General features: G+C 67.7%; 25 protein-coding genes. 1 reads left to right on the top strand and 24 read right to left on the bottom strand.

The genetic code is table 11. The features are described from left to right. Positions 1-80 precede the first annotated feature (80 nt). Positions 81-203 carry a hypothetical protein gene (locus DQ392_RS35800; protein ID WP_281272973.1) on the top strand — a complete coding sequence of 41 codons (123 nt, stop codon included), beginning with the start codon at positions 81-83 and terminating at the stop codon, positions 201-203. 13 nt (positions 204-216) lie between these two features. On the opposite strand, the gene truA is transcribed toward DQ392_RS35800, so the two are convergent. The 24 genes from truA to rplP form a co-directional block, all read right to left on the bottom strand. Beyond that, positions 217-1,062, bottom strand: a complete 846-nt coding sequence (gene truA, locus DQ392_RS11035; RefSeq protein WP_114015381.1) for a tRNA pseudouridine(38-40) synthase TruA — start codon at positions 1,060-1,062, stop codon at positions 217-219. A 95-nt stretch (positions 1,063-1,157) separates the two neighbouring features. After that, the gene (rplQ, locus tag DQ392_RS11030; RefSeq protein ID WP_114015380.1) at positions 1,158-1,661 is read right to left on the bottom strand and encodes a 50S ribosomal protein L17; all 504 of its coding nucleotides are present in this window, start codon (positions 1,659-1,661) and stop codon (positions 1,158-1,160) included. A gap of 232 nt (positions 1,662-1,893) precedes the next feature. Further along, positions 1,894-2,916: a DNA-directed RNA polymerase subunit alpha gene (locus DQ392_RS11025; protein WP_114015379.1), complete on the bottom strand. Its 1,023-nt coding sequence runs from the start codon at positions 2,914-2,916 to the stop codon at positions 1,894-1,896. A 143-nt stretch (positions 2,917-3,059) separates the two neighbouring features. Beyond that, positions 3,060-3,686, bottom strand: a complete 627-nt coding sequence (rpsD, locus tag DQ392_RS11020; RefSeq protein WP_114015378.1) for a 30S ribosomal protein S4 — start codon at positions 3,684-3,686, stop codon at positions 3,060-3,062. 25 nt (positions 3,687-3,711) lie between these two features. Further along, positions 3,712-4,116, bottom strand: coding sequence for a 30S ribosomal protein S11 (rpsK, locus tag DQ392_RS11015; protein WP_016473404.1), 405 nt, complete (start codon positions 4,114-4,116; stop codon positions 3,712-3,714). 67 nt (positions 4,117-4,183) lie between these two features. Then, on the bottom strand, positions 4,184-4,564 hold the full coding sequence (gene rpsM / locus DQ392_RS11010) for a 30S ribosomal protein S13 (protein ID WP_114015377.1): 381 nt from the start codon (positions 4,562-4,564) through the stop codon (positions 4,184-4,186). Positions 4,565-4,773: 209 nt separating this feature from the next. Then, positions 4,774-4,887, bottom strand: a complete 114-nt coding sequence (rpmJ, locus tag DQ392_RS11005) for a 50S ribosomal protein L36 (protein ID WP_003956441.1) — start codon at positions 4,885-4,887, stop codon at positions 4,774-4,776. 74 nt (positions 4,888-4,961) lie between these two features. Next, positions 4,962-5,183 carry a translation initiation factor IF-1 gene (infA, locus tag DQ392_RS11000; protein WP_003948620.1) on the bottom strand — a complete coding sequence of 74 codons (222 nt, stop codon included), beginning with the start codon at positions 5,181-5,183 and terminating at the stop codon, positions 4,962-4,964. 245 nt (positions 5,184-5,428) lie between these two features. Continuing rightward, on the bottom strand, positions 5,429-6,265 hold the full coding sequence (gene map / locus DQ392_RS10995; RefSeq protein WP_114015376.1) for a type I methionyl aminopeptidase: 837 nt from the start codon (positions 6,263-6,265) through the stop codon (positions 5,429-5,431). Between the two features lie 320 nt (positions 6,266-6,585). Beyond that, positions 6,586-7,242 (bottom strand): adenylate kinase, encoded by a 657-nt coding sequence (locus DQ392_RS10990; RefSeq protein ID WP_114015375.1) that lies wholly within the window; start codon positions 7,240-7,242, stop codon positions 6,586-6,588. Further along, positions 7,242-8,555, bottom strand: coding sequence for a preprotein translocase subunit SecY (secY, locus tag DQ392_RS10985; protein ID WP_114015374.1), 1,314 nt, complete (start codon positions 8,553-8,555; stop codon positions 7,242-7,244). The genes DQ392_RS10990 and secY overlap by 1 nt, the downstream gene beginning before the upstream one ends. Positions 8,556-8,756: 201 nt before the next feature. Then, positions 8,757-9,209, bottom strand: coding sequence for a 50S ribosomal protein L15 (gene rplO, locus DQ392_RS10980; RefSeq protein WP_114015373.1), 453 nt, complete (start codon positions 9,207-9,209; stop codon positions 8,757-8,759). A 1-nt stretch (position 9,210) separates the two neighbouring features. After that, on the bottom strand, positions 9,211-9,393 hold the full coding sequence (gene rpmD, locus DQ392_RS10975; protein ID WP_019354934.1) for a 50S ribosomal protein L30: 183 nt from the start codon (positions 9,391-9,393) through the stop codon (positions 9,211-9,213). Beyond that, a complete protein-coding gene (rpsE, locus tag DQ392_RS10970; RefSeq protein WP_027738926.1) occupies positions 9,393-9,995 on the bottom strand; it encodes a 30S ribosomal protein S5 in 603 nt (200 codons plus the stop codon). Before rpsE ends, rpmD begins: the two co-directional genes overlap by 1 nt. 44 nt (positions 9,996-10,039) lie before the next feature. Beyond that, the gene (gene rplR, locus DQ392_RS10965; protein WP_114015372.1) at positions 10,040-10,423 is read right to left on the bottom strand and encodes a 50S ribosomal protein L18; all 384 of its coding nucleotides are present in this window, start codon (positions 10,421-10,423) and stop codon (positions 10,040-10,042) included. A 3-nt stretch (positions 10,424-10,426) separates the two neighbouring features. Further along, entirely contained in the window at positions 10,427-10,966 is a 540-nt protein-coding gene (gene rplF, locus DQ392_RS10960; protein ID WP_114015371.1) for a 50S ribosomal protein L6, read from the bottom strand. Between the two features lie 23 nt (positions 10,967-10,989). Further along, entirely contained in the window at positions 10,990-11,388 is a 399-nt protein-coding gene (gene rpsH, locus DQ392_RS10955; protein WP_114015370.1) for a 30S ribosomal protein S8, read from the bottom strand. Between the two features lie 164 nt (positions 11,389-11,552). After that, the gene (locus tag DQ392_RS10945) at positions 11,553-11,738 is read right to left on the bottom strand and encodes a type Z 30S ribosomal protein S14 (RefSeq protein ID WP_016473415.1); all 186 of its coding nucleotides are present in this window, start codon (positions 11,736-11,738) and stop codon (positions 11,553-11,555) included. A gap of 2 nt (positions 11,739-11,740) precedes the next feature. After that, positions 11,741-12,304 carry a 50S ribosomal protein L5 gene (gene rplE / locus DQ392_RS10940; RefSeq protein ID WP_114015369.1) on the bottom strand — a complete coding sequence of 188 codons (564 nt, stop codon included), beginning with the start codon at positions 12,302-12,304 and terminating at the stop codon, positions 11,741-11,743. Continuing rightward, positions 12,304-12,627: a 50S ribosomal protein L24 gene (rplX, locus tag DQ392_RS10935; protein WP_114015368.1), complete on the bottom strand. Its 324-nt coding sequence runs from the start codon at positions 12,625-12,627 to the stop codon at positions 12,304-12,306. The genes rplE and rplX overlap by 1 nt, the downstream gene beginning before the upstream one ends. Before the next feature lie 2 nt (positions 12,628-12,629). After that, positions 12,630-12,998 (bottom strand): 50S ribosomal protein L14, encoded by a 369-nt coding sequence (gene rplN, locus DQ392_RS10930; protein ID WP_027738919.1) that lies wholly within the window; start codon positions 12,996-12,998, stop codon positions 12,630-12,632. Between the two features lie 105 nt (positions 12,999-13,103). Next, positions 13,104-13,391, bottom strand: a complete 288-nt coding sequence (gene rpsQ, locus DQ392_RS10925; protein WP_027738918.1) for a 30S ribosomal protein S17 — start codon at positions 13,389-13,391, stop codon at positions 13,104-13,106. Beyond that, positions 13,391-13,615 carry a 50S ribosomal protein L29 gene (gene rpmC, locus DQ392_RS10920; protein WP_114015367.1) on the bottom strand — a complete coding sequence of 75 codons (225 nt, stop codon included), beginning with the start codon at positions 13,613-13,615 and terminating at the stop codon, positions 13,391-13,393. The genes rpsQ and rpmC overlap by 1 nt, the downstream gene beginning before the upstream one ends. After that, positions 13,615-14,034 carry a 50S ribosomal protein L16 gene (gene rplP, locus DQ392_RS10915; RefSeq protein ID WP_114015366.1) on the bottom strand — a complete coding sequence of 140 codons (420 nt, stop codon included), beginning with the start codon at positions 14,032-14,034 and terminating at the stop codon, positions 13,615-13,617. Before rplP ends, rpmC begins: the two co-directional genes overlap by 1 nt. Positions 14,035-14,036: the final 2 nt, after the last annotated feature.

Genomic DNA, 14,036 nt, shown 5'->3' with positions numbered 1-14,036 from the left:
ACGCGGACGGCCCCCGGCGAGACGCTACCGGGGGCTGCCGCAGACGGAACGAGCGCCGCGTCAGCGGCCGAGCCGGCCGCGTGTTGGACGATCCGAAGGCCGGCGAGTACGCGGCCCGGCCCGCGCTGCGGCGCGCTGCCGAGTCGCTGAGCGACCTGCTCGGGATCGCGGACAGCGAAGGTGCACGGTTGCCGGGGTGCTGAGGGTGCGCTCTGTTCAGCAGCAGCCGGGCAGCGGCGGTAGCGTGCGCTTGTTGCGGGAGGCGAGGTTGCGGGCCTCCAGTTCCTCGTCGGAGGGGTAGGCGACCTCTTCCAGGGTGAGGCCGTGCGGCCGCACCACGTGGACGGCCGAGTCGCGGACGCCCGCGGCCAGGACCTTGGCGGGCCACTCGCAGGTCCGGTGGCCGTCGCCCACGAAGAGCATGGCACCCACCAGGGCGCGGACCATGTTGTGGCAGAACGCGTCGGCCTGGACCGTCGCCTCCAGCACCCCGTCGGGGCGGCGCACCCACTCCAGCCGCTGGAGGGTGCGGATCGTCGTCGCGCCCTCGCGCTTCTTGCAGTACGCGGCGAAGTCGTGCTCGCCCAGCAGCCCGCGCGCCGCCTCGTTCATGGCGTCGAGGTCCAGTGGCCAGTTGTGCCACAGCACATGGCCGCGCAGCAGCGGGTCGACGCCGCCGGGGTGGTCGGTGACGCGGTAGGCGTAGCGGCGCCAGATCGCCGAGAACCGGGCGTCGAAGTGCGCGGGCGCCTCGCTGACGCGCCGGACGCGTACGTCCATGGGCAGCCGCCCGGCGAGCCGCCGCAGCAGCCGGCCGCCCTGCTCGGCCCACACCTCGGCCGGCAGATCCACATGCGCGACCTGGCCGCGCGCGTGCACGCCCGCGTCCGTCCGCCCCGCGACGGTCAGCTCGGGCGTCTCCTCGCGCCGCAGTACGACGCGGAGCGCGTCCTCGATCTCGCCCTGGACCGTGCGCTGCCCCTCCCGCTGCCTGGCCCATCCGGAGAAGTCCCGCCCGTCGTAGGCCAAGTCGAGGCGTACTCGCACCACGTCGTTCGTCACTCGGCGATCCTCTCATCCGCTCGCGCCCGCACATGACGAGCGGGCCCGCCCCCACCTGGGGAACGGGCCCGCTCACGCGACAGGCGCGCGCTGCGTCAGGCGTCCTTGGACTCGCCCTCGGCCTCGGCGTCGCCCTCGGCCGACTCCTTCTTCATGCCGGCGACGGCCTCGTCACCGGCGGCGTCCTTCGCGGAGCGCTTGGTCGCGGCCTCGGCCTCGCCGACCGCGGTCTGCTGCACCGTCAGCGCCTCGACCAACTCGATGACCGCCATCGGGGCGTTGTCGCCACGACGCGGGCCGATCTTGGTGATGCGTGTGTAGCCACCGGGACGGTTCTCGTACCGCGGGCCGATCTCGGTGAAGAGGGTGTGCACGACGCTCTTGTCGAGGATCGTGCGCATGACCTGGCGACGGTTGTGCAGGTCGCCCTTCTTCGCCTTGGTGATCAGACGCTCGGCGACCGGACGCAGGCGGCGGGCCTTCGACTCGGTCGTCGTGATGCGGCCGTGCTCGAACAGCGCGGTCGCCAGGTTGCCCAGCATCGCCTTCTGGTGCGAGGCGCTGCCGCCCAGACGGGGACCCTTGGTGGGCTTCGGCATGGTGCTTCTCCTTACGTTGTCCCTGCACCGGCCGTGTCAGGAACCGGCGGCAGTCCCGGCCGTATCAGGTACCGGGGTGACGATCCGCGCCGGGCTGCTGCCCGGACGGGATGCCCCAAGGGGCGTGCCCCCACAGGGGCGCGGGGAACTGCGCGACCGGCCACAGCCGGCCCGCAGCTCCCCGACAACAGTGGCGGGGCAGACACTCAGGACCGCTCCGTCACCAAAGGTCTCAGTACTGCTCGGTCTCCACGAAGCCCGCGTCCGTGTCGTCCTCGGCGCCGAAGGCGTCAGCCGCGGCGGTCGGGTCGAATCCGGGAGGAGAGTCCTTCAGCGCCAGGCCCATACCGGCCAGCTTCGCCTTGACCTCGTCGATCGACTTCGCACCGAAGTTGCGGATGTCGAGCAGGTCCGCCTCGGAGCGGGCCACCAGCTCGCCCACCGAGTGGATGCCCTCGCGCTTGAGGCAGTTGTACGACCGAACGGTGAGCTCCAGCTCCTCGATCGGCAGCGCCAGGTCGGCGGCGAGCGCGGCGTCGGTCGGGGACGGGCCCATGTCGATGCCCTCGGCGTCGACGTTGAGCTCGCGCGCCAGACCGAACAGCTCGACCAGGGTCTTACCCGCCGACGCCATGGCGTCCCGCGGGCGCATGGCCTGCTTGGTCTCGACGTCGACGATCAGCTTGTCGAAGTCGGTGCGCTGCTCGACACGGGTCGCCTCGACCTTGTAGGTGACCTTGAGGACGGGCGAGTAGATGGAGTCGACCGGGATACGGCCGATCTCCTGGCCCACCTGCTTGTTCTGCACGGCGGAGACGTAGCCGCGGCCGCGCTCGACGGTCAGCTCCATCTCCAGCTTGCCCTTGCCGTTGAGGGTGGCGAGGACCAGGTCCGGGTTGTGCACCTCGACACCGGCGGGCGGCGCGATGTCCGCGGCGGTGACCAGGCCCGGGCCCTGCTTGCGCAGGTACATCACGACCGGCTCGTCGTGCTCCGAGGAGACGACGAGGGACTTGATGTTCAGGATCAGGTCGGTGACGTCCTCCTTGACGCCCGGCACGGTGGAGAACTCGTGCAGGACACCGTCGATGCGGATGGACGTGACCGCCGCACCCGGGATCGAGGAGAGGAGCGTACGACGCAGGGAGTTACCGAGGGTGTAGCCGAAGCCCGGCTCCAGCGGCTCGATCACGAACCGGGACCGGAACTCGTCGACGACCTCTTCGGTCAGGGAAGGACGCTGAGCGATCAGCATGAGATGTGTGCCTCCAGTTTTCGGCAACCGCTATTTGATGCCGGTACTGCAAGGGTACGGGCGGCCCGGCCGTATGACGGCCGAACCGCCCCCACCCTGTGAGCCGTACCCCGGACGGACCCGAGGGCAGCTCGACGTGCTGCTTACTTCGAGTACAGCTCGACGATCAGCTGCTCCTGCACCTGGGTGTCGATGACCTGGCGCTCGGGCATCGAGTGCACGAGGACCCGCAGCTTGGAGGGGATGGCCTCCAGCCACGCCGGAACGGTCTTGTCTCCGGCCTCCGCGACCGCCACCTGGAAGGGGGTCAGGTTACGGGAGGGCTCGCGCACCTCGACGATGTCGTTCACGGAGACCCGCGCCGAGGGGATGTCGGTCTTGCGACCGTTCAGCGTGATGTGACCGTGCTTGACCAGCTGACGTGCGTGGTCGCGGGACTTGGCGAAGCCGGCCCGGTACACGACGTTGTCCAGGCGGGTCTCCAGGATGCGCAGCAGGTTGTCACCCGTCTTGCCCTGGAGGCGGTTGGCCTCGTTGTAGTACCCGCGGAACTGCTTCTCGAGGACACCGTAGATCCGGGCGGCCTTCTGCTTCTCACGCTTCTGCAGCAGGTACTCGGAGTCCTTGGTGCGCCCGCGTCCGTGCTCACCCGGGGGGTAAGGACGGATCTCGATCGGGCACTTCGCGCTCTCGCACTTAGCTCCCTTGAGGAAGAGCTTCTGCTTCTCCCGACGGCAACGCTTGCAGTCGGCCCCGGTGTAACGCGCCATGTGTGGTGATCTCCTACTTCAGTTATCAGACTCGGCGGCGCTTCGGCGGGCGGCAGCCGTTGTGCGGGGTGGGGGTGACGTCCTGGATCGAGCCGACCTCGAGGCCGGTGGCCTGGAGGGAACGGATCGCGGTCTCACGGCCGGAGCCGGGACCCTTGACGAAGACGTCGACCTTGCGCATGCCGTGCTCCTGCGCGCGGCGCGCCGCGTTCTCGGCGGCCATCTGCGCGGCGAACGGCGTCGACTTCCGCGAGCCCTTGAAGCCGACGTGGCCGGCCGAGGCCCAGGAGATCACGTTGCCGGTGGGGTCGGTGATCGAGACGATCGTGTTGTTGAACGTGCTCTTGATGTGAGCGTGCCCGTGGGCGACGTTCTTCTTCTCCTTGCGGCGCACCTTCTTGGCGCCGGCCGTACGGCCCTTCGGAGGCATATAGAGATAACTCCCGTGAGGTGGTCGGTCCTACTACGCGGACCGCTTGCAGCGTGTCCGGTGCGGACTACTTCTTGCCCGGCTTCTTCTTGCCGGCGATGGCGCGACGCGGGCCCTTACGGGTGCGGGCGTTGGTCTTGGTGCGCTGGCCGTGGACCGGGAGACCGCGCCGGTGACGCAGGCCCTCGTAGCAGCCGATCTCCACCTTGCGGCGGATGTCGGCCTGGATCTCACGGCGCAGGTCACCCTCGACCTGGAGGTTGTTGTCCACGTACTCGCGGAGCTTGACCATCTCCTCCTCGCCCAGGTCCCGGACGCGGGTGTCGGGGCTGACCCCGGTCTCGCGCAGGGTCTGCTGGGCAAGGGTGCGGCCGATGCCGAAGACGTAGGTGAGGGCGACCTCGACGCGCTTCTCGCGCGGAAGGTCGACGCCAGCGAGGCGTGCCATGGATGTGGCTCCTGATGATTCCGTCGGAGGTCTGCAGCAGTGCCGTTCCCTCCATGCCTTTCGGCTGGGGGTGTCCCCTGCTCGAAGAGCTTGGGGGAGGGTCCCCGGCCTCCGACCGGGGGTGTCGACACCGTCGGGGGTGCCGGGCCCTGCTTATGTGACTGTTGCTCGCGTCGCGCGAAGGTACTGCGAAAGGCAGGTGGTGTGCGTCAGCCCTGGCGCTGCTTGTGGCGCAGGTTGTCGCAGATGACCATGACCCGGCCGTGGCGGCGGATCACCTTGCACTTGTCGCAGATCTTCTTGACGCTCGGCTTGACCTTCATGTGGTGAGGTTCTCCGGGTCTGGCCTTCTCCCCACGGGCCTCACGGGGCGGGGATACCGGCACGATCTGTCGCTCTACTTGTAGCGGTAGACGATCCGTCCGCGCGTCAGGTCGTAGGGAGACAGCTCCACCACGACCCGGTCGTCGGGAAGGATACGGATGTAGTGCATCCGCATCTTGCCGCTGATGTGCGCGAGGACCTGGTGCCCGTTCTGGAGCTCCACCTTGAACATCGCGTTCGGGAGAGACTCGACGACGGTGCCCTCGATCTCGATGGCCCCTTGTTTTTTGGCCATGCTTGAGCGCTTCACCTTCCGGGATCGGCTACCTGGGAGGCCCTGGCGCTCCGCACGCATACGGGTATACCTGGGCCGACGAGCCAGTCTACGACACGCCGTCGAGAAAAACGAATCGGGGAGTATCCCCGCTACCCGTCCTCGTTATTCCCCCCACCCCGCCTCTTCCCGAAACTCCTCGGCTCCGTAAAGGCTCGCGCCACCGGTCACGGGAGGAGACGGGCGGGGCGGGAAACGGAGCGGCCTCAGCCCAGTGGGTCCGGTGCCACCTCGACGCCGAGCTCGGCGAGCTTCGCGCGCCCCCCGTCGGGGGCGGTCAGCACGAGCGGGCCCTGTTCCGTCAGGGCGATCGAGTGCTCCCAGTGGGACGACCACGTGCCGTCGTTCGTCTTGACCGTCCACTCGTCGGACAGAACGTGCGTGCGGGCTGTGCCGAGGCTCACCATCGGCTCGATGGCCAGGCACATGCCGGGCACCAGCTTGGGCCCGCGGCCCCGGCGCCGCTCGACGTAGTTCAGCAGGTGGGGATCCATGTGCATCTGGGAACCGATGCCGTGGCCGCCGTAGTCCTCGATGATCCCGTACTTGCCACCGGCAGGACGCGGCTGCCTGCGGATGTAGCTCTCGATCGCCTTGGAGATGTCCACCAGCCGGTTGCCCTTGCGCATGGCGGCGATCCCCGCCCACATGGACTCCTCGGTCACCCGGGAGAGCTCGCGCAGCTCGGCGGAGTGCCCCTCGCCGACGAACACGGTCAGCGCCGCGTCGCCGTGCCAGCCGTCGACGATCGCGCCCGCGTCGATGGACAGCAGGTCGCCCGCCTTCAGGACGGTCTCCTTGCTGGGGATGCCGTGCACGACGATGTCGTTCACCGAGGTGCAGATGTTGCCGGGGAAGCCGCCGTAACCGAGGAAGTTCGGCTTCGCGCCGTGGTCGGCCAGGACCCTGGCCGCGACCTCGTCCAGGTCCTTCGTCGTCGCGCCGGGGACGGCGGCGGCCGCGCAGGCCTCGTGCATCGCGGCGACGACCAGCCCCGCCTCGCGCATCTTCGCGATCTGCTCCGGGGTCTTGATCTCGACCATGACGCCTTCCGCCTTCCCTGACCGGCTGAGCCGGTGACGACCGAATGTCTTCGCTGCTGTCCGTCAAGTTTGCCAGGCCCCTCGCCGGGGTCCGTCGCTCTGTCGCCGCGATCGGCGTCTCGCGCTTGGCTCGGCCCCGTGTGTGTGGGGCTTCCGGGGTGCCACGCTCCGCCGGCAGCCCGCCGGCCCTCCGTCGTGGCCGGCCGCGCAGTTCCCCGCGCCCCTCACAGGCGCTCCCCCGCAGCCCGCGGGCGGCATGGGCGTGGGGGCCGGGCTGTGTGGCCCGGCCCCCACGTCAGGTGCCGCTTCGCAGGAGACGGTCAGGCGCGAGTGCGCTGCAACGCGCTCATCGCCCGCTCCGTCACCTCGCCGACCGCGCCGAGCGCCGGGATCGTGGTCACGAGCCCCTGCGCCTTGTAGTGGTCGATGATCGGCTCGGTCTCGCTGTGGTAGACCTCGAGCCGCTTGCGGACGGTCTCCTCGCGGTCGTCCTCGCGCTGGTAGAGCTCGCCGCCGCACACGTCACAGACGCCGTCCGTCTTGGGGGCGCTGTATTCCACGTGGAAGACGTGGCTGCTGTCGTTGCGGCAGATGCGCCGACCGGCGATCCGCTTGACGACCTCGTCCTCGGGGACCTCCAGGTCGAGAACGGCGTCCAGCTTCTGGTCCGTCTCGTCCAGGTACCCGTCCAGCGCCCTGGCCTGGGCGATGTTGCGGGGGAAGCCGTCGAGCAGGAATCCGCTCGCGGCGTCCGGCTGCGCCATCCGGTCCTTGGCCATGCCGATGGTGATCTCGTCAGGCACGAGCTGTCCCGCGCTCATGTACTCCTTGGCCTTCTGGCCGAGCTGGGTGCCCTGGCTCATGTTGGCGCGGAAGAGATCACCGGTGGCGATGTGCGGGATGGCCAGGTTCTTCGCGAGGAAGGCGGCCTGTGTTCCCTTGCCCGCACCAGGCGGTCCGACGAGGACGATACGCATCAGCGGAGGAACCCTTCGTAATGGCGCTGCTGAAGCTGGCTCTCGATCTGCTTCACGGTCTCAAGACCGACGCCCACGATGATCAGGATGCTCGTTCCGCCGAACGGGAAGTTCTGGTTGGCGTTGAACATGATCAGCGCGACGGTCGGCACCAGTGCGATCAGACCCAGGTACAGAGAGCCGGGCCACGTGATGCGGTTCAGCACGTAGCTCAGGTACTCCGCGGTGGGACGACCAGCCCGGATGCCCGGGATGAAGCCACCATACTTCTTCATGTTGTCGGCCACTTCTTCGGGGTTGAAGGAGATGGCCACATAGAAGAAGGCGAAGAAGACGATCAGCAGGAAATAGGTCGCAATGTAGAGGGGGTGGTCACCCTTGACGAAATGCGCCTGGATCCACTGTGCCCAGCCTGCCTGCGAGCCGCTGAACTGCACGATCAGCGCCGGAATGTAGAGCAGCGAGGACGCGAAGATGACGGGAATCACACCCGCCTGGTTGACCTTGAGCGGAATGTAGGTCGAGGTTCCGCCGTAACTGCGTCGCCCGATCATCCGCTTCGCGTACTGCACCGGAATACGGCGCTGCGCCTGTTCCACGAAGACCACGAGGGCGACCATCGCGAGGCCGCAGATGATGACGGCGCCGAATTCGATCCAGCCGTCGGCGAGCTTGCCCTGCTTCTTGATGGCCCACAGCGCGCCGGGGAAACCGGCCGCGATGGAGACGAACATCAAGATGGACATGCCGTTGCCGATGCCGCGGTCGGTGATGATCTCACCGAGCCACATGATCAGGCCGGTGCCGGCGGTCATGGTGATGACCATCACGGCGGTGGTGAAGATCGACTGGTCGGGGATGATCTGGCTGGCGACGCTGCAGTTCTGGAAAAGGGTGCCGCTGCGTGCGGTGGCGACGAGGCCGGTGGCCTGGAGGATGGCGAGCGCGACGGTCAGATAACGCGTGTACTGCGTGATCTTCGCCTGGCCCGACTGCCCTTCCTTCTTCAGGGCCTCGAGCCGCGGGATGACCACGACCAGCAGCTGCAGGATGATGCTCGCCGTGATGTACGGCATGATCCCGAGCGCGAAGATGGTGATCTGAAGCAGCGCGCCGCCGCTGAACATGTTGACCAGGCCGAAGAGCCCCTGCGCGCCCTTGGCCTCGTCCATACACGCTTGGACGTTCTCATAGCTGACGCCCGGCACCGGGACGTGCGCTCCGATCCGGAAGAGCACCATGATGCCGAGCGTGAAGAGCAGCTTCTTGCGCAGGTCGGGCGTCTGGAACGCCCGGGCGAACGCGGTGAGCACGGTGCCTCCTGCGCCCCCCGCGGTGTTGAGTGCGCGAGAGGTGACGGTCTTGAGGATCGACAGATATCAACGGTGGTGCCACCTTACCGGCGACGGCACCTGGTAGAAACGACCAGCCCGGGAAAGAGCAGCCGGGCAAACGACCAGCCGGGGATGTCCCGTTGGGACATCCCCGGCCTGTCGTTCACGTGGTCAACGAACTCAGATGAGTTCGGTGACGGTGCCGCCGGCGGCGGTGATCTTCTCCTTGGCGGAGCCGGAGACCTTGTCGACGGTCACCGTCAGCGCCACCGAGATGTCGCCGGAGCCGAGCACCTTGACCAGCTCGTTCTTGCGTACGGCGCCCTTGGCGACCAGGTCGGCCACCGTGACCTCCCCACCCTGGGGGTAGAGGGCGGCCAGCTTGTCCAGGTTCACGACCTGGAACTGCTTGTGCGCCGGGTTGTTGAAGCCCTTGAGCTTGGGCAGCCGCATGACCAGCGGCATCTGCCCGCCCTCGAAGCGCTCCGGAACCTGGTACCGGGCCTTGGTGCCCTTGGTGCCACGGCCCGCCGTCTTGCCCTTGGAGGCCTCACCGCGACCCACACGGGTCTTGGCGGTCTTGGCCCCGGGGGCCGGACGGAGGTTGTGGACCTTCAGCGGGTTGTCACCCATGTCAGTCGACCTCCTCGACCGTCACGAGGTGGCGCACGGTGTGCACCTGCCCGCGCACGACGTCGCTGGCCTCGCGGACGGCCACATCGTTGACGCGCTTGAGACCGAGGGTCCGCAGCGTGTCACGGTGGTTCTGCTTGGTCCCGATGACGGAACGCGTCTGCGTGATCTTCAGGCGAGCCATTACGCGCTCACCCCTGCACGCGCCCGCAGCAGGGCCGCGGGAGCCACGTCCTCGAGCGGCAGACCACGGCGGGCCGCGATCTCCTCCGGGCGCTGAAGCCCGCGGAGCGCCGCCACCGTGGCGTGCACGATGTTGATCGGGTTCGCCGAGCCGAGCGACTTGCTCAGCACGTCGTGGATGCCCGCGCACTCCAGCACGGCACGCACCGGGCCACCGGCGATCACACCGGTACCGGGCGAGGCCGGCTTGAGCAGCACGACACCCGCGGCTTCCTCACCCTGGATCGGGTGCGGAATGGTGCCCTGGATACGCGGGACCTTGAAGAAGTGCTTCTTGGCCTCCTCGACGCCCTTGGCGATGGCGGCCGGCACCTCCTTGGCCTTGCCGTATCCGACACCCACGGTGCCGTCACCGTCGCCCACCACGACCAGCGCGGTGAAGCTGAAGCGACGACCACCCTTCACAACCTTGGCGACGCGGTTGATCGCGACTACGCGCTCAACGTACGCGGTCTTCTCGGCGGCGGCGCCGCCGTCCCGGCCCTTACGGTCCCGCCGCTCGCCGCCACCGGCGCCGCCACCGCGGCGCTGGGGTCCAGCCATTGGAATTACCTCTCTCTTTGTCCGCTAGCTCACGGAACCGGGGCTCAGAACCTGAGCCCGGCCTCGCGGGCGGCGTCAGCCAGAGCGGCAATCCGCCCTGCGTACTTGTTACCACCGCGGTCGAACACCACAGTCTCGACCCCCGCGGCCTTGGCGCGCTCGGCGACCAGGGCCCCGACCTGCTGGGCCTGGGCGCTCTTGTCACCCTCACCACCGCGGACGGTGCCGTCCAGGTGCGACGCCGAGGCCAGCGTGTGGCCCGCGATGTCGTCGATGACCTGGGCGGTGATCCCGCGGTTGGTGCGCGTCACCACAAGACGGGGGCGCTCGGAAGTGCCCGAGACCTTCTTGCGGATGCGGATGTGACGGCGCTTGGCGGCGGCACGCTTGTAGGCGTCGCCCTTGGCGATCTTCACGCCGTATGCCATGGCTTACTTACCAGCCTTTCCGACCTTGCGGCGGATGACCTCGCCCGCGTACTTCACGCCCTTGGCCTTGTAGGGGTCGGGCTTGCGCAGCTTGCGGATCTTCGCGGCGACCTCGCCGACCCGCTGCTTGTCGATGCCCTCGACCGTGAACTTGGTCGGGGTGTCGACCTTGAAGGAGATCCCTTCCGGGGCCTCCACCAGGATCGGGTGGCTGTAGCCCAGCGAGAACTCCAGGTTGGAGCCCTTGGCCTGGACGCGGTAGCCGACACCGCTGATTTCAAGGTCCTTGCTGAATCCCTGGGTCACGCCAGTGATCATGTTCGCCACCAGCGTGCGGGACAGACCGTGCAGGGCCCTGTTCCGGCTCTCGTCGTTCGGACGGGTGACGACGAGCGCGCCGTCCTCGCCCTTGGCGATCTCGATGGGCGTGGCGACGGTGTGCGCGAGGGAGCCCTTGGGGCCCTTCACCGCGACCGTCTGGCCATCGATGGTGACGTCCACACCGGCGGGAACCTGGATGGGGAGCTTGCCGATTCGCGACATGGCTTTACCTCCGTTCCCTTCCGTTACCAGACGTAGGCGAGGACTTCCCCGCCCACACCCTTCTTGCTGGCCTGCTTGTCGGTGAGGAGACCGTGCGACGTGGAGATGATCGCCACGCCGAGGCCGCCGAGCACCTTCGGCAGGTTGGTGGACTTTGCGTAGACCCGCAGACCCGGCTTCGAGATCCGCTTGATGCCGGCGATCGAGCGCTCGCGGTTCGGGCCGAACTTCAGCTCGAGCACCAGGCTCTTGCCGACCCTGGCGTCCTCGGTCTTCCAACCGGTGATGAAGCCCTCCTGCTGGAGGATCTCCGCGATGTGCGACTTGATCTTGCTGTGCGGCATCTCGACGGAGTCGTGGTACGCCGAGTTCGCGTTCCGCAGACGCGTGAGCATGTCTGCGATGGGATCGGTCATGGTCATGTGATGGCCTTCGGCCTCTCTCGCCGGGGTTTCCCTGTCTGCGTCGTCCCTCTCCCCGTCCGCCGGCCTGACGGCCGACGACGGGACGGGTGCGTCGCGGGGGACCTACGGCGTAGTAAGCGACTGTTCAGCTTACCGAGAGATCCCGGAGTTACCCGAAAGGGTTACCAGGAGCTCTTGGTCACGCCCGGCAGCTCGCCGCGGTGCGCCATCTCACGGAGGCACACACGGCACAGGCCGAACTTGCGGTACACGGAGTGGGGACGGCCGCAGCGCTGGCAGCGCGTGTAGGCACGCACCGAGAACTTCGGCTTGCGGCTGGCCTTGGAGATCAGAGCCTTCTTCGCCATGGTCAGTTCTCCTTGAACGGGAAGCCGAGGTGACGAAGCAGGGCACGACCCTCGTCGTCGCTGGTCGCCGTGGTGACCACGGTGATGTCCATGCCCCGGACCCGGTCGATCTTGTCCTGGTCGATCTCGTGGAACATGACCTGCTCCGTGAGACCGAAGGTGTAGTTGCCTCGCCCGTCGAACTGCTTGGGCGACAGACCGCGGAAGTCGCGGATGCGCGGCAGTGCGAGGGACAGCAGGCGGTCCAGGAACTCCCACATCCGGTCGCCGCGCAGCGTCACGTGGGCGCCGATCGGCTGGCCCTCACGCAGCTTGAACTGCGCGATGGACTTGCGGGCCTTGGTGACGGCCGGCTTCTGGCCGGTGATCGTGGCGAGGTCCTTGATGGCACCCTCGATCAGCTTGGAGTCGCGGGCGGCGTCGCCCACACCCATGTTGACCACGATCTTGGTCAGGCCGGGGATCTGCATGACGTTCTCGTAGGAGAACTGCTCCTGCAGCTTGCCCTGGATCTCTTCGCGGTAGCGCTGCTTCAGGCGCGGGGCCTGCGTGGTGGTGGCAGTCATCAGATGTCCTCACCGGTCCGCTTGGCAACGCGGATCTTGTTGCCTTCGTCGTCGAAGCGGTACCCGACGCGGGTCACGACCTTCTTGCCGTCCGCCTCCACGACCAGCTGCACGTTGCTGACGTGGATCGGGGCCTCGGTCGTCACGATGCCGCCGGTCTGCGAACCGCGAGCCGTCTGACCGGCCTTGGTGTGCTTCTTGACCCGGTTGACACCCTCGACCAGGACGCGGTCCTCGCGGGGCATGGCCTTGATGACCTTGCCCTGCTTGCCCTTGTCCTTACCGGTGATGACCTGGACCAGGTCGCCCTTCTTGATCTTCATGGTCACAGCACCTCCGGCGCGAGCGAGATGATCTTCATGAACTTCTTCTCGCGCAGCTCACGGCCCACGGGGCCGAAGATGCGGGTGCCGCGAGGGTCGCCGTCGTTCTTGAGGATGACGGCGGCGTTTTCGTCGAACCGGATGTACGAGCCGTCCGGGCGACGGCGCTCCTTGACGGTGCGCACGATGACCGCCTTGACGATGTCGCCCTTCTTCACGTTCCCACCGGGGATCGCGTCCTTGACGGTAGCGACAATGACGTCACCGACGCCCGCGTAGCGCCGGCCCGAACCGCCGAGCACACGGATGGTGAGAATCTCCTTCGCACCCGTGTTGTCGGCGACGCGAAGCCGGGACTCCTGCTGGATCACGTCTCTCTCCTGTATGTCTGCCGGTTCCCGGCAGGGGCCCCCTCATCGGGCGGCCCCTGCCGAGCCTGGCGGAACGACCTGTGGGCTCGGGACGAGCCCCAGGAATTACTTGGCCTTCTCGAGGATCTCGACGATGCGCCAGCGCTTGGTGGCGGACAGCGGCCGGGTCTCCATCAGGAGGACGCGGTCGCCGACACCGGCAGCGTTCTGCTCGTCGTGCGCCTTGAGCTTGTTGGTACGGCGGATGACCTTGCCGTACAGCGCGTGCGTCACGCGGTCCTCGACGGCGACGACGACGGTCTTGTCCATCTTGTCGCTGACGACCAGACCCTGCCGGGTCTTGCGGAAGCCGCGCTGCTGCTCTGTCTTCTCAGTCACGTTCGTCTCGCTCATCAGGCGCTCTCCACCGTCTCGATGCCCAGCTCGCGCTCACGCATCAGGGTGTAGATCCGGGCGATGTCCTTGCGGACGGCCTTGAGCCGGCCGTGGTTCTCGAGCTGCCCGGTCGCCGCCTGGAAGCGGAGGTTGAACAGCTCTTCCTTGGCTTCGCGGAGCTTGGCCACAAGCTCCTCGTCGCCCAGCTCACGCAGCTCGGACGCCTTGGTTCCGGCCGCCATCACGCGTCACCTGCCTCGCGCCGCACGATGCGGCACTTCATCGGAAGCTTGTGGGCGGCGCGGGTGAGCGCCTCCTTGGCAATCTTCTCGTTCGGGTAGGACAGCTCGAACATCACGCGACCAGGCTTGACGTTCGCGACCCACCACTCCGGCGAACCCTTACCCGAACCCATGCGGGTCTCGGCGGGCTTCTTGGTGAGCGGGCGGTCCGGGTAGATGTTGATCCAGACCTTGCCGCCACGCTTGATGTGACGCGTCATGGAGATACGAGCTGCCTCGATCTGCCGGTTCGTCACGTACGCGGCGGTGACGGCCTGGATGCCGTACTCACCGAAAGCAACCTCGGTGCCACCCTTGGCCATGCCGGTGCGCTTCGGGTGGTGCTGCTTGCGGTGCTTGACCCTGCGCGGGATCAGCATGG

Source organism: Streptomyces reniochalinae (genome assembly GCF_003323735.1).
GTDB lineage: Bacteria > Actinomycetota > Actinomycetes > Streptomycetales > Streptomycetaceae > Streptomyces > Streptomyces reniochalinae.
The sequence above is the reverse complement of the archived record's forward strand: the minus strand, read 5'-3'. Positions and strand labels throughout refer to the sequence as shown.